Consider the following 14,486-nt stretch of genomic DNA (forward strand, 5'->3'; position numbering starts at 1 on the left):
ACTATCAAACGGGGAAACGCCATGACGACATCATCCGACACCGCCAGACCCAGTGTGGGAGGACGCGCGATCGCCGTCCTCATCATGCTGTTCCTGTTCCAGACGCTGAACTTCTTCGACAAGCTGGTGTTCGGCCTCTCGGCCGTGCCGATGATGAAGGAGCTGGGTCTGAGCCCGAAGGAGTTCGGTCTGATCGGCAGCAGCTTCTTCCTGCTGTTCTCGCTGTCGGGCATGGCGGTCGGCATGTTCGTGGTCGGCCGCTTCCCGGTGAAATGGCTGCTCCTGATCATGGCCGGCGTCTGGTCGGCGACGCAGATCCCGATCTTCTTCTCCGGCTCGATCGCGGTGCTGGTGATCTGCCGCATCATCCTCGGCGCCGGCGAAGGGCCGGGACTGCCGACCGCGCTGCACGCCTGCTACAACTGGTTTCCCGCCGACCGGCGCAGCGTGCCGAGCGCCGTGGTGCTGCAGGGCATCAGCGTCGGTCTCTTGGCCGGCGGTCCGATCCTGACCTATGTCATCGTGAGCTATGGCTGGCGCACCGGCTTCCTGTTCTGCGGCCTGCTCGGGCTGGCCTGGATGCTCGGCTGGTTCTTGGTCGGCGGCGAAGGCCCCTACTCCGCCCTTGCGCCGGAGGCTTCGGCGGCGAAGGACAAGGCGTTGCCGGCGCGCGTGCTGTGGGCCGATCCGACCGTGATCGGCGTCATCATCATGTCGACCGCGTCGTACTGGATCGTCGGCATGTCCGCGACCTGGCTGCCGCCTTTTCTGCAGCTCGGGCTCGGCTACAAGCAGGTCGATGTCGGCTGGATCATCTCAGGGATCTATCTGTTCCAATCGCCGCTGCTGCTCGGCGGCTCCTGGCTGACGCAAGTTCTGCAGCGTCGTGGCTTCAGCCTGCGCGCCTGCCTCGGCCACGCCTCCGGCCTCGCGCTGCTCGCCGCCGGCTGTGCGCTGCTGCTCAGCATCGTCACGACGGGTCCGCTGCAGCTCGCCTGTATCGCGATCGCCTTCGCCGCACCGAGCCTCACCACGATCTTCGGCCCCGTCGCGCTTGGCGCCGTGGCGCCGGCGATCCAGCGCGGCCGACTCATCGTCGTGATCTACTCCGGCAACGCGGCATCCGCACTGGTATCGAATGCGCTCACCGGCTGGATCGTCGGCGAGGCCGGAAACAACGCGCCGCTCGGTTACGCCCACGCCATGACATTCACCGCCGGCGTGCTGATCGTCGGCGCCATCTCGGCCTTCGCGCTGATCTTCCCGGAGCGCACCATCGCGCGCTTCGCGAAATCGGCGCAAGAACCGGCTTCTCCCTCCGCCGTAGCGGCGGTTTCGACCTGAGGACATCGGATGAGATTTGCAAGCTTCACCATCGACAATGCGCCGACCTGGGGACTGGTCGAGGGCACCGAGATCGCCGATCTCGGTGCTATCCTGCGCGACCGCTTCCCCGACCTGAAATCGGCGATCGCAGCGGACGCGCTGAAGGAGGCGGCCGCAGCGGCCTGGGGCGCGAGGCGGTATCCGCTCTCCGCCATCAGCTTCCTGCCGGTGATCCCGAACCCGGACAAGATCCTCTGCATCGGCCTGAACTACGAGACGCACCGCAAGGAGACCGGCCGCTCCGAGGTCGAGAACCCCACGGTGTTCGGCCGCTTCGCCAACAGCCAGACCGGGCATCTCACCGACATCATCCGCCCGCGCGTCTCGACCGATCTCGATTTCGAGGGCGAGCTCGCCATCGTCATCGGCAAGCCCGGCCGCTACATCCCGCGCAGCGAGGCTTGGCAGCACATCGCCGGCTATGCCTGCTACAATGAGGGCAGCGTCCGCGACTTCCAGCGCCACACCCACCAGTTCACGCCGGGAAAGAATTTTCCCGCGACCGGCGCGTTCGGCCCGTGGCTGGTCACATCCGACGAGATCGACGATCTCGGCCCGCTCAGGCTGCAGACCCGGCTCAACGGCGAGGTCGTTCAGGACGCCACGATCAGCCAGATGATCTTCGATATCCCGCGCCAGATCGAATACTGCTCGTCGTTCACCCGGCTCGAGCCCGGCGACGTGATCGCCACGGGCACCCCTGGCGGCGTCGGCTCCCGCCGCACGCCGCCATTGTGGATGAAGCCCGGCGACATCGTCGAGGTCGAGATCGACCGCATCGGTCTGCTGCGGAACGGCATCGCGGACGAGACGCTGTGAGGGCCCCTGATGTTCTTGACCGTCATTCCGGGGCAGCCCGCCAGGGCTGAACCCGGAATCTCGAGATTCCGGGTTCGATGCTTGCGCATCGCCCCGGAATGACAGCCGAACAACAGTGCCTACTCAATGCGCCATCGCCGGCCCGCCGCCGAGCTTGACCTTGCGGAGCGTCAGCGCCAGCGGAATCGCCGACAGCGAGATCAGCATCAGCGCCCAGTAGACGTCGACATAAGCGAGCAGCGACGACTGCATCTGCACGGTCTGGCCGATCCAGGCGAGCGCCTGCTGCTGCGCCTGGACCAGCGAGCTGCCATGCGCGGTGAAGTAGTTGGTCAACTGGTGCAGCGTGTCCTGATAGGCCGGATTGGACGGAATCGCATTCTCGACCAGCCGGCTCTGGTGGAACTGCGCACGGTGCGCCAGGATGTTGGCCGCCAAGGACACGCCGATCGAGCCGCCGGTGTTGCGCGCGGCGTTGATCAGCGCCGAGGCCTGATCGGTCTTCTCAGGCGGGATGCCGTTGTAGGACGCCGTGGTGATCGACAGGAAGATCAGCGGCAGGCCAATTCCGATCAGCATGCGGGATTCGGCGAAGAACCAGAAATCCACATTGGCGTAGACCCGGGTGAGGTCGTACATCGCGAACGCCACGACGGCCGCGCCCGTCATGATCATGTATTTGGGCTGCACCTTGCCTGAGAGGCGCCCGACCACGAACATCATCGCCATCGTCACGAGGCCGCCCGGCGACAGCACGAGGCCGGCCCAGGTCGCGGTGTAGCCGAAATCCTGCTGCACCATCTGCGGCAGCATCTGCGTGGTGCCGAGCAGGATCGCACCGGTCGCCAGCATCACCAGGAAGCTGGCGCCGAACTGGCGCGACGCCAGCATGCGGACATCGACCGTCGGACTTTTCTGGTTCATCTCCCACGGGATCATGGCGATGAAGGCCGCGACGCAGACCGCGGCGGTGACCATGATGAAGCGCGAGTCGAACCAGTCGTCCTCCAGGCCGCGATCGAGCATCAGTTCGAGCGCGCCGAGGAAGGTCGCGACGAGAAGGAATCCGACGACATCGAAGCCGTGCGCCTGCTTGCGACGCTCCGCCGTGACTGCGGCCGGCTCCTGCAGGATCAGGCCGATCAGGATCATGGCGCCGACACCGACCGGGCCGTTGATCAGGAAGCACCAGTGCCACGACGCGTTGTCGGAGAGATAGCCGCCGAGCGTCGGGCCGACCACCGGCGCCACGACCACGGCGACGCCGAACAGCGCGAAGGCCTGGCCGCGCTTTTCCGGGGGAAAGGAGTCGGCCAGGATCGATTGCGCCACCGGCACCATGCCGCCGCCGCCGAGGCCCTGCATGATCCGGAACAGCAGCAGCACCTGCAGATTCCAGGCGAAGCCGCACAGCACCGAGCTCACGGTGAACAGGCCGAGGCAGAGCAGGAAGAAGGTCTTGCGGCCGAAACGCTTGGCGAGATAGCTCGACGCCGTCAGGATGATCGCGTTGGAGACGAGATAGGTCGTCACCACCCATGAGGATTCGTCCTGGCTGACGCCCATGCCGCCGGCGATATAGGGCAGCGCGACGTTGGCGATGGTGGTGTCGAGCACCTCCATGAAGGTCGCGAGCGCCACCAGCACCGCGATGATCCAGGGACTGCCGGCGCGCGGCGCGGAGAGAGCGGCGGCCTCGCTCATGGCATCAGCCTTCTCACAGCGCAGCCTTGAGCCGCTCATAGAGCGACGGCTTGGGATCGACGCGCACGGTCGGCACCACCGACATGCCCGGCCCGAGTGCGACGTCGGTCGGCGGATCGTCCATCTCGATCTTCACGGGCACACGCTGCACGATCTTGACATAGTTGCCGGTCGCATTCTGCGGCGGCAGCAACGAGAAGGCCGGGCCCGAGCCGGACTGCACGCTGGCGACATGGCCACGGATCTCCCGCTCGGGATAGGCATCGATTTCCAAAGTCACGGGCTCGCCGGGGCGCATCTGGTCGAGCTGGGTTTCCTTGAAATTGGCGCTGACCCAGACCTCATCGGGCACGAACATCGAAAGCGCCGTCCCTTGGGCCGCGAACTGACCATCGGCGGCGCTGAGATTGACGATGCGGCCGGACTGCGCCGCGGTCACGGTCGTGTACGACAGATTGAGCTGGGCCTGGTCGCGCTGGGCCTGCGCCTGAGCAAGATTGGCCTCGGCGCTCTCGCGCTGCGCCTTCAGCGACTCCAACTGGCGCTGCGCGACCGAGAGGTTGGCCTGCGCCGAGGTCAGCGCCGCCTTCTGCTGCTGGAGCTGCGATGTGTATTGCTGCTCGCTCTGCACCGTGCCGGAGCCGGTGCGGGCGAGGTCCTGATAGCGCTTGGCCTGCTGCTCGGCGAAGGTCAGCCCGGCCTGGGCCTGCTCGACCTGGGCCTGGCCCGCGGTGATCTGCGCCTGCTGCACCTCGATCTGCGCATCGATGTTGCGGATCGCCGCCTGCGCCGACTTCACCTGCGCATCGGCCTGCGCCAGCGCAGTCTTGTAGTCGCGATCGTCGATGCGCGCGATCACGTCGCCAGCCTTGACGTGCTGGTTGTCGGTGACCGGGACGGCGGTGATGTAGCCGGAGACCTTCGGCGCAATGGAGAACTGGCGGGCCGCGATGAAGGCGTCGTCGGTGGTCTCATAGTGACCGGCCGCATCGTAGTAGACGTAGCCGCCGGCGCCGACGGCGAGCAGCAGCACGAGACCCAGCGCTGCCCCAAGCGGATGCCGCCGGATCAGGCTCCTCCGGGACCCCTCCTGGCGCTGCCCGTGCTCCGTCGGCGACGGGCCGGGCTCCGCAGCCGGCGCCTTGGCCTCGATCTGCTCCGAAGTCTCGCCGGAGGCATCCCCGCGCCATTGCCGCACGGCACGATCGCGCGCCGAGACCGCCGGACCGTCGTTGGCCGCCGATGGGACCTCAGCCGATGACAGAGCTTGCTGTGTCATCACGTCTCCTTGAATAGAACGGAACCGTTTCGTTTCTAGAATTGGGGGTCATGCAGATGGGATGCAATGGCGGACCGCGATGCGGACAGCTAAACTTTTCGTCATTGGAGGCCGCCGGCGCGCGATCACCTGCGCCTTCACCGCGATCCGCCGTCAGCAGGACCAACTGCGTGACGCAGCCGGGGTTGCAGCCTCACGTCATCGCGTTGACTCGATGAACTCGGCTAAATACAACACACGCATAATAAGAAATTGTTAGGGTCGGCAACCAAGCACCACAGCGGGTGCCGACATGGTCATATTGCGAGGCGCGCATGCCCGTCCGTCAGGTACCAGGCTCAGACCTGCAATACGTGCTCATCGCCTTCGACGCGACGGGGCAGGAGCGGCGAGAGGCCGACGGTTCGCTCGCGAGCGAGATGGTGGTGAACCGCCTCCAGACGCTGGGCGGGGCGGTCACCGATATTCTTCTGCTGAGCCATGGCTGGATGGGCGATGTCCCTGCGGCGATCGAGCAGTATGATCGCTGGCTTGCCGCCATGGCGGCGCTCGAAGCGGATCGGCTCGCCGCCGCGCGGCAGCGTCCCGGCTTTGCCCCCGTCATCATCGGACTGCACTGGCCGAGCCTGCCGTTCGGAGACGAGACGCTGCCATCGGGCGGCGGCGGGTTGCTGTCCGCCGACACGTCGGCGGCATCGCTCGAGGCGGAGGTGGAACGCTATGCGGCCCGCATTGCCGACACCCCGGCGGCACGCGCCGACATCCGCTCGATCCTCGAGCAGGCGCGCATTGCGCCGGCGGCGGCCACGTTGCCGGACTCGATGCGCGATGCCTATCTCAGGCTGTTCGCCGCGGCCGGCCTTGCGATGGGCGATGCGAGCGGACGCCCCGGCGCCGAGCAGGACCGGTTCGATCCGTCCGTGATCGTGAGCGAGGCGCGGAGCGCGCCGGCCGACGCAACCGCCGGGACGCTGGGCCTCGGCGATGATCTGCGCGACGCGCTGCTGGCGCCGCTCCGCATCCTGTCGTTCTGGAAGATGAAGGATCGCGCGCGACAGTTCGGCGAGGCCGGCGCTCATGATGTCCTCGTCAGACTGCAGCAGGCGGCGCCCACGGCCCGGGTTCACCTGATGGGCCACAGCTTCGGCTGCATCGTCGTGTCGGCGGCCGTCGCCGGCACGCCCGACGGCCGCGCGCTGCCGCGCCCGGTCGAGACGATGTTCCTGGTTCAAGGTGCGCTGTCGCTGTGGTGCTATGCCGAGAGCATTCCGCAGGCCGCGCCGACGCAGGGCTATTTCCGGCGCACGCTGCTCAAGGGGCTCGTGCGCGGCGCCTTCGTGACCACCCGCTCGAGCTACGACCGGGCCAACGGATGGTTCTACCCGCTCGGAGCGCGGCTCAAGCAGCAATATCTGCTCGATACCGACTATCCGCTGTACGGCGCCATCGGCAGCTTCGGCGTCCGCGGCACCCAGCCCCTGGCGATCATCGACATGCCGATCCAGGATGTCGGCTTCAGCTACAATTTCGGCAGCGGCCGGGTCTACAACATCGAGGCGAGCCGCATCATCAGGAACGGCGGCGGCGCAGCCGGCGCCCACAGCGACATCGCCCACCCCGAAGTGGCGCACGCTTTCTGGGCTGCGATCCTGGCTGCACCCGCAGCCGTCAAGCCGCAACCCGGCATGGGCGGCGGGCTGCTCGGCAGCGACATCCGCCACTTCGATCAGCAGCTCTGGCGGCAGCGGACGTTCGAGCGGACTTCGGAGCAGGTGCAGAAGCAGGATCAGCAGCAGATCGAGCCGGCCCAGCGGCAGCAACGCGAGCAGGAGCAGCGGGAGCAGGGTCAGCATCAGCAGCAGCAGCAGGAAGACCAGCAGCAGCAGATTCAGCTGCAATATCCGCAATGGGTGCCGGCGCCGCCGATCGCGCAGCCACCCCCGTTCGAGAACCGCAAAGCCTATCCGTCCGGCGAGCAGCGCTGGATCAACGCCGGCTTCGAGGATCTCGATGCGCCGTTGAAGCCGGGCCAGTGGTACACCTTCGCTTTCGACGTCGACATCCAGCAGAGCGGCGTCTCGTCGGTGCCGCTGGCCGACGAGCAGCTGTTCCCGGAAGGGACGTCCGATGTCACCTTGACCATCCAGCTCGACAGCGACGATTTCGAGCTGTCGGACAAGAGCCGCCCGCTGCGGCTGCCGCGTACAGGCAAGTCGCGCAACAAGGCGCGGTTCGACCTGTCGCCGAAGAAATTCGGCCCGTCGGCGCTGCGGGCGACGGTCCACAAGGACGGCAATTTCGTCCAGCAGATGGACCTCGTCATCGATGTCGGCGCAGCGCCCTCGCCCCGCGTCGAGGGCGCGCATGGCCGGCCCTATTCCTCCGCCAGCGTGCTCAATCCGCGCGACGTCGGCCTGTCGATCATGCCGATCGCGGGCGGTTACGACTGTCTCGTCTGGAAGCCCGTCACGGTGCGCGCCCGGCTGCCGTTGCTGCCGGACTACCTCGCCAAGTCGATCGAGATCGCGCGTCAGGAGCTCATGAAGGTCGTGACCTATCAGAACGCGGCCGGCAGCTTCGTCTTCCAGAGCGGGATCGACATCGCCGATGCCGACCGCGACGCCGCGCTCAAGATCATGGCGCGCGCGGGAGCGGCGCTGTTCACGAAGCTGTTCTTCGGCCCCGCCGCCGCGCAGGATTCCAAGGACATCGGCGAATTCCTGCGCAAGCTGACCAGCGACCGCTCCAGGCGGCTGAAGCTGCAGATCGTGGCGGAGGCGACCACGGTGCCGTGGGGCCTGCTCTATGTCGGCGATGCCTCGGCCGGCGCCAAGCTCGACTGGGACAATTTCATCGGCATGCGCCACGTGATCGAGCAGATCCCGATGCAGAACACGCCGCGCGTCTCCGACTGCCTGATCCCCAGCGACAAGCCCGAACTCAGCATCAGCGTCAACGTCAACGACAACATCGACCGGCAGATGGGCGCCGACCTCGTCGCCCAGCAGCAGCGCTTCTGGGTCGCGGAGAAGGCGGCACGCCGCAACGTCCACGTGGTCTCGCGCACGACCAGCAAGGAGCTGGTCAAGGCGCTGGCCGACGAGACCACCAACGACCAGATCCTCTACCTCTATTGTCACGCCCGGGCGACCGGCCTCGACGATCCCGGCGGTCCCGACGGCTCCAGCCTGGTGCTGACCGATGCCGGCATCACGCTGGGCGAGCTCAGCTTGGACGCCCCGACCAGCAAGCTGCTTCCCGGCAATCCCCTCGTCTTCATCAACGCCTGCGAGTCGGCCGAATTGTCGCCGGCGTTCTACGACGGCTTCGTGCCGTATTTCATGGCCAAGGGCGCGCGCGGCGTGGTTGGGACGGAATGCAAGACGCCGGCGATCTTCGCCACGGCCTGGGCGAAGCGCTTCTTCGAGAGCTTTCTCGACGGCGTACCGCTGGGTGAGACGTTCCTCAGCCTGCGCCGGGAATTTCTCCGCGAGCACGGCAACCCGCTCGGACTGCTCTACGCGGTCCATTGCGACGGCGACACCCAGGTCGCGCCATCACTGCCGCGGTTGCCGCCGACGGCCCCCGCGCCGAACGTGCAGCCGGCGCTCGGCACCGGCACCTGACAGCGTCCTCAGCGCGCCGGCTCCGGCCCGGCGAGACGCACGACGAGAGCCAGCGCGGCAACGACCGGTGGCACGACGAAGCACCAGCTGCCCAGGCGCACGAACAGCAGCGCGGCGCCGCCGCAGCCGAGCGCAAAGGCGAGCACGTTGATGGCCATCTGCATGAGCCGCGCGGGCGGCGGCGCCTGGCCCTTGTCACCGACATAGATCCTGTCGGCGAGATCGATCATCACCTGCGTCGTGGTGCCGGTCATCAGGGTCGAGGGCGGCGCGGTCGGCAGATGGATCCGGTGCACGGCGTTCTGGATCGCCATCGCCGCGACCAGCACCATGCCGGTGATGATCGCCTCGCGGCTGTCGCCATCATGGAACGCGCCGAAATGCACCGCGAGCGCGGCGCCGAGGATCAGCAGCACGAGCTTGACCGCGATAAGGATCTCGAAGGCGCGCGCCCCCCGCCGCGACAGCAAGGTGCCGGTCAGGCGTGTCGCGATCACGACCACGCAGAACACCGGAAGCGCCAGCAGCTTGGCGACCGCGCCCGAGGTCCCGAGCGCCAGCGCCGCGCCGAGCGTCACGAAGTTGCCGGTGACGTGCGCCGTGAACAGGCCCTGCAGCGCCAGGAAGCCGGCCGTGTCGACATAGCCGGCATTGACGCTGAGCAGCAGCGGCACAACGTTGCGGGACACGAATTGCGACATGTGGTCCTACCTTCGTTGTTTAGAGCGCGTATTTCAGCTCGATGCCGATGTAATCGCTATCGTGGCCGCCGGCGCGGCGCAGCGCATCACCGATCTTGTAGTGCACGGCTTCCAGCGCGCCGGTGAGATTGGCGCTGAAGCGATAGTCGGCGCGCAGCTGCGCGTAGACGCCGGACCATGCGCTGCCCCGCCCGGCCGTGCCGACCACTGCGACATTGGGCTGGACGTAGATCGCGTCCGCCGTCGTCGCGCGCCATTGCAGGCCGATGGCCGCCATGAACGACAGATCGGTCGCGGGTTTCACCGTCAGCGACGGCTTGAGGTGGACCAAGTTGGTGTAGCCGGTGAAGCCCGCGAGCGTGAAGTAATAGCCGTTCGGGAACAGCGGATTGAAGGTCTCGATCCTGCTGTCGCCGGGATGGCGGTCGCCGGAGGCGCCGTCGAGCTGAAGGCCGATGCGCGGCTGCCAAGCCAAATCGGCGAAGGTGTAGCCGGCGCGCGCCCCGGCGCCCCAGGCGCGGATCTGCTTCGTCCCGACCGAGCCCGCCTGCCCCATCGCCTCGAGATCCCAGTCGAAGCCCGCCAGCTTGCCGGCGAAGCGGATGTCGAGCACGTGGCGCTGCTCGGCACCCGCTGCGTCGAGGAAGCGCGCATTGTCACGCTGATAGTAGGAATAATACGACGACAGCTCGTTGGTGCCGAGCACCTGGCGCTCGATTCGGAAGGTGTGGAACAGGAACGATCCGTTCGACGTATCGTCGAACGGGCGCACCAGATTGTATTGCACCGGCTGGCTGACGAACCCGATGAAGCGCCATGGGCCGCTTTCCCAGTCGGCCCACAGCGCGTCGAAGGACTGGCGCACGTTCGGCCCGTCGCGCGACGAGACGAAGCGCTGCAGGTCGAAGTCGAAATCCTGGCGCCCGACCCGGGCCTTGAAGGTGCCCTTCTCCGTCGCATTGACATAGGCGAGGAAGGCGAGCCGGAGGTCGAGCGGGTCCTGGTCGACGGACGTGATCTTGGCCTTGCCGAAGGCACGGTCGTCCTCCAGCTGGACGAACAGCTGCCAGTGCTCGTTGAGATGTGCGTCGGCATGGATCTGCAGCCGTTGCAGGACATGCTGATCGGGTTTCGTTCCACCGATGCCGAAGCTCGCGGCATCCAGGCTCTCGAACCGCTCGCGCAGGTTCATGCCGAACGAGACGTAGCTCTGCGGATGATCCTGCTGCAGCGGGATGTACTTGATCGGATCTGATGGCGCCGTGCGCAGCGCGGGATCGGCGAGCACCGACCAGTCCTCCTGCCAGCGGTTGGTACGGATCGCCGGACGTGAGGCGTTGTCCTCGGCGAGAGCTGACGTGGCCGCACATAGCGCGCCGAGCAGCGCGCTCGCGACCACCGTCTTTCTCAGGACCCGCGCCATCCGTCACCTCTCGGGAATCGCAGCAATACCCTACTTCGACGGCGCATGAATCTCCGCGACATAGCCGCCGGGAAACTGCACCACCGCCTGTTCGCGCTTATCCGAGGTGAAGGGTTCGACCAGCACGGTCGCGCCTGTTGCTTTCGCCTTGTCGAGGGTCGCCTTGAGATCGGCGACCTCGTAGCCGGTCATCTCGCGCCCGAACGGATATGGCAGATGGCCGTCGGTCACGAGCACGGTCATCCGCCCGAACACCGACTCGATGCGGAGGCGCCGATAGTGATCGTTGGGACGACCGATCTCGACCCCAGGCGCCTTGGGGTCCTCAGAGACGACCTTGCCCTTGGAGAAGCGCAGGAAGGCGCGCGTGAAGGCCTCGACGCGATGGGGCGAAACATAGACGCGGTTGTCGGGAACGGTCTGGAACGCCGCGTAGGACGGCTTCGTCGTGTGCCAGTACAATTGCATGTTGACGCCGCCCGGCCACTGGATCACCGCATCACGGCCGATCGGATCGGGAAACGGCGCAACCACCACGTCGGCGCCGGCGGTCCTGGCCGCCTTGATCGCCGCGTCCAGATCGGTGACGAGATAACCGGTGCGCTCGGCGCCGAATGGGTACGGGATTGGTGTCTTGAAGCCGAACAGCGAGACGGTCCCGACCGGCGTCTGCAGCAGCTGCGAGGTCGTGCTGCTCGGAGCAGGCGTCACCGTCGCAACCACCTGCTTGGTGCTCAGGCCGCCGAAGGTGGCGAGGAAAGAGGTAGCGAACTTCTCGACGTCGTCGGGCGCGACATAGACATGCGTGGTGTCGTATTGCGCGCCCACGCCGATCAGCGGCGCCGCGTCCTTGGCGAGAGCGGGCGCGGCGAGCAGCGTGGTGGCAATGACGGCACCGAGCAGATGACGGGAACGGACCATGACGACCTCGAATGAGCAGATGTGGATCAAGCGCGGCGCGCGCGCCAGGAGATGATCGAGACGAGCACGAGGCCGGCGATCAGGCCGAGATGCTCGAAGAAGGCGTTCAGCGCCATGAAGCGCTCATGGCCGGCCATGTGCCAGAAATCATTGGCGGTGAGCATCGCAACGAGCGTGAGCACACCGAGCGCGCCGGAGCCGAGCCAGACGAACCTGTTCGCGATGACGAGCACCGAGCCGATCAGCTCGACGGCGATCGCGGCCGACGCCCACAGCGCCGCCGGCTGCAGGCCGAAATGCGCCTGCTCAGCGATGGCGCTTGGGAAGTCCATGAACTTCTGGACGCCGCCGATCAGATAGGCTGAAACCAGCGCGACCCGCGCCGCGGGCCACAGCCAGCGCCAGTCGAGCACCGCGGCGATCGGCCGCGGCGTGTCGGACATCCCCGCCATCTCAGACCGCCCAGCAGGCGCAGCCGAGCGCGCCCCAGAAGCTCTTGAGATCGGAGACCGGCAGGCTGGAGGACCATGCCCGCGCGTGGTCGTGGCCATGCATGCCGCACGCGCTGGTGCAGCCGCACATCTGCATCGCCTGGGCGCGGACGGTGCCATCGTCGCCCTTTTCCAGCCAGGCGCCATAGCCGCCGAAGCGGCGCACCGGCGACCAATCCGGCATCGCCGGCGGCGGAGCCGCGTCGTCCAGCGGCTTGAACGCGGCGGCTGCGTAGACGATGCGGCCACCGACCATGGTGAGGTCGCTGGTGATGTCGGCGATCTCGGCCTCCGCACAGGAGAAGAAGTCGCGATCCGGCACGATCAAATCGGCGAACTGCCCGACCGCAATGCGGCCCTTCCTGCCTTCTTCGTTGGAGAACCAGGTGACGTTCTCGGTCCACATCCGAAGCGCCGTCTCGCGATCGAGGCAGTTGCGCTGCGGATACAGTCGCAGGCCGCCGACGGTGCGGCCGGTCACCAGCCAGGACAGCGAGACCCACGGATTGTAGGAGGCGACGCGCGTCGCATCGGTGCCGGCGGAGACCTTGACGCCCTTGTCGAGCATCGTCTTCACCGGTGGCGTCGCCTCCGCCGCGCCAAAGCCGTAGCGCTCGACGAAATACTCGCCCTGATAGGCCATGCGGTGCTGCACGGCGATGCCACCGCCGAGCGCGGCGATACGGTCGATCGACTGGTCCGAGATGGTCTCGGCATGATCGAAGAACCAGTGCAGCCCGTCGAGCGGGGTATCCTGATTCACCTTCTCGAACACGTCGAGCGCGCGCGAGATGGTCTCGTCATAGGTCGCGTGCAGCCGCCACGGCCACCTGTTCTGGACCAGGATGCGCACGACCTCCTCGAGCTCGCCTTCCATCTCGGCCGGCATGTCCGGCCGCGGTACGCGAAAATCCTCGAAATCCGCGGCAGAGAACACCAGCATCTCGCCGGCGCCGTTGTGGCGGAAATAGTCGTTGCCCTGCTTGTAGGACGAGCTCTGCGTCCAACGCAGGAAGTCGTCCTTCTCGCCCTTCGGCTTCTGCGTGAACAGATTGTAGGCGAGCCGGATCGTGAGCTGGCCGTCATCGGCGAGCTTCTGGATCACGGCATAGTCGTCCGGATAGTTCTGGAAGCCGCCGCCGGCATCGATGGCGCCGGTGACGCCGAGCCGATTCAGCTCGCGCATGAAATGGCGCGTGGAGTTGAGCTGATAGTCGAACGGCAGCTTGGGGCCCTTTGCGAGCGTCGCATAGAGGATCGCGGCGTTCGGCTTCGCGAGCAGCAATCCGGTCGGATTGCCCTGGACATCGCGCGCGATCTCGCCGCCGGGCGGCTCTGGCGTGTCCTTGTCGTAGCCGACGGCGCGTAGCGCGGCGCCGTTGAGAATGGCGCGATCATACAGATGCAGCAGGAACACCGGCGTGTCCGGCGCGACCGCGTTGAGCTCATCGATGGTCGGCAGCCGCTTCTCGGCGAACTGGTGCTCGGTGAAGCCACCGACCACGCGCACCCATTGCGGCGGCGGCGTGATCGCGACCTGCGCCTTCAGCATCGCCATTGCGTCAGCGAGCGACCGCACGCCGTCCCAGCGCAGCTCCATGTTGAAGTTGAGACCGCCGCGGATGATGTGCAGGTGATTGTCGATCAGGCCCGGCAGCGCGCGCCGGCCCTTCAGGTCGATGATCTTCGTCGCCGAGCCAGCGAGCTTCATGACGTCCTGCTCACGGCCGACCGCGGTGAACACGCCGTCCTTGATCGCGACAGCACTCGCCTGCGGGTTGGAGCGATCCAGCGTCGTGAACAGGCCGCGATGCAGGATGAGGTCGGGATGATCGGTCATGAGGTCTTCTCGTCTCGCGCCGGAGCGATGGTTGTGTCTGCCCGGCCGTGATGGCCGGGCAGCATGCCGAAGATGTGCGTGGCGCAGGCCGCCTTCTGCCACGCGGCAGCAAGCGTGGTGCCGTTCAGGAGCTGCTTGCCCACGGGGATCACCTGCTCTCCGACGAGAATTCCGAGCAGGCCGACCAACGCCACCAGCGGCGGTGCCGGCGAGCGGACCTGAAGCAGGCTGTAGATCACGCCGACCAACAGACCTGCCCCGAGCGAGAACAGATAGATCTTCATCGCTCGTCCCAG

11 protein-coding genes are annotated in these 14,486 nt (G+C 66.7%); 3 read left to right on the forward strand and 8 right to left on the reverse strand.

Translation table 11 applies throughout. The features are described 5' to 3' along the window. The first annotated feature begins 21 nt into the window (after positions 1–21). Both QX126_RS17965 and QX126_RS17970 read left to right on the forward strand, forming a co-directional pair. The gene (locus QX126_RS17965; protein WP_315782660.1) at positions 22–1,344 is read left to right on the forward strand and encodes an MFS transporter; all 1,323 of its coding nucleotides are present in this window, start codon (positions 22–24) and stop codon (positions 1,342–1,344) included. Positions 1,345–1,353: 9 nt separating this feature from the next. Then, positions 1,354–2,205 (forward strand): fumarylacetoacetate hydrolase family protein, encoded by an 852-nt coding sequence (locus QX126_RS17970; protein ID WP_315782662.1) that lies wholly within the window; start codon positions 1,354–1,356, stop codon positions 2,203–2,205. A 123-nt stretch (positions 2,206–2,328) separates the two neighbouring features. Here the strand turns inward: QX126_RS17970 and QX126_RS17975 are convergent, their stop codons facing one another. Further along, the gene (locus QX126_RS17975; RefSeq protein ID WP_315773341.1) at positions 2,329–3,909 is read right to left on the reverse strand and encodes a DHA2 family efflux MFS transporter permease subunit; all 1,581 of its coding nucleotides are present in this window, start codon (positions 3,907–3,909) and stop codon (positions 2,329–2,331) included. Between the two features lie 13 nt (positions 3,910–3,922). Further along, positions 3,923–5,188: an HlyD family secretion protein gene (locus QX126_RS17980; RefSeq protein ID WP_315782664.1), complete on the reverse strand. Its 1,266-nt coding sequence runs from the start codon at positions 5,186–5,188 to the stop codon at positions 3,923–3,925. A gap of 314 nt (positions 5,189–5,502) precedes the next feature. Between QX126_RS17980 and QX126_RS17985 the strand changes: the two genes are divergently transcribed. Continuing rightward, positions 5,503–8,814: a CHAT domain-containing protein gene (locus tag QX126_RS17985; protein WP_315782666.1), complete on the forward strand. Its 3,312-nt coding sequence runs from the start codon at positions 5,503–5,505 to the stop codon at positions 8,812–8,814. 8 nt (positions 8,815–8,822) lie between these two features. Here the strand turns inward: QX126_RS17985 and QX126_RS17990 are convergent, their stop codons facing one another. From QX126_RS17990 to QX126_RS18015, 6 genes are read right to left on the reverse strand one after another with little or no spacing between them, the layout of a single operon-like run. Continuing rightward, positions 8,823–9,515: a YoaK family protein gene (locus tag QX126_RS17990; protein ID WP_315738863.1), complete on the reverse strand. Its 693-nt coding sequence runs from the start codon at positions 9,513–9,515 to the stop codon at positions 8,823–8,825. Between the two features lie 19 nt (positions 9,516–9,534). Beyond that, positions 9,535–10,938: an alginate export family protein gene (locus tag QX126_RS17995; RefSeq protein ID WP_315777148.1), complete on the reverse strand. Its 1,404-nt coding sequence runs from the start codon at positions 10,936–10,938 to the stop codon at positions 9,535–9,537. 30 nt (positions 10,939–10,968) lie between these two features. Then, positions 10,969–11,859, reverse strand: a complete 891-nt coding sequence (locus QX126_RS18000) for a glyoxalase (protein WP_315782668.1) — start codon at positions 11,857–11,859, stop codon at positions 10,969–10,971. A 26-nt stretch (positions 11,860–11,885) separates the two neighbouring features. Next, a complete protein-coding gene (locus QX126_RS18005) occupies positions 11,886–12,311 on the reverse strand; it encodes a DoxX family protein (protein WP_315738866.1) in 426 nt (141 codons plus the stop codon). A gap of 1 nt (position 12,312) precedes the next feature. Then, positions 12,313–14,190: an amidohydrolase gene (locus tag QX126_RS18010; RefSeq protein ID WP_315782670.1), complete on the reverse strand. Its 1,878-nt coding sequence runs from the start codon at positions 14,188–14,190 to the stop codon at positions 12,313–12,315. Next, positions 14,187–14,474: a XapX domain-containing protein gene (locus QX126_RS18015; RefSeq protein WP_315782672.1), complete on the reverse strand. Its 288-nt coding sequence runs from the start codon at positions 14,472–14,474 to the stop codon at positions 14,187–14,189. Before QX126_RS18015 ends, QX126_RS18010 begins: the two co-directional genes overlap by 4 nt. Between the last annotated feature and the right edge of the window lie 12 nt (positions 14,475–14,486).

This window comes from Bradyrhizobium sp. SZCCHNPS1003, from assembly GCF_032381555.1.
Classification (GTDB): domain Bacteria; phylum Pseudomonadota; class Alphaproteobacteria; order Rhizobiales; family Xanthobacteraceae; genus Bradyrhizobium.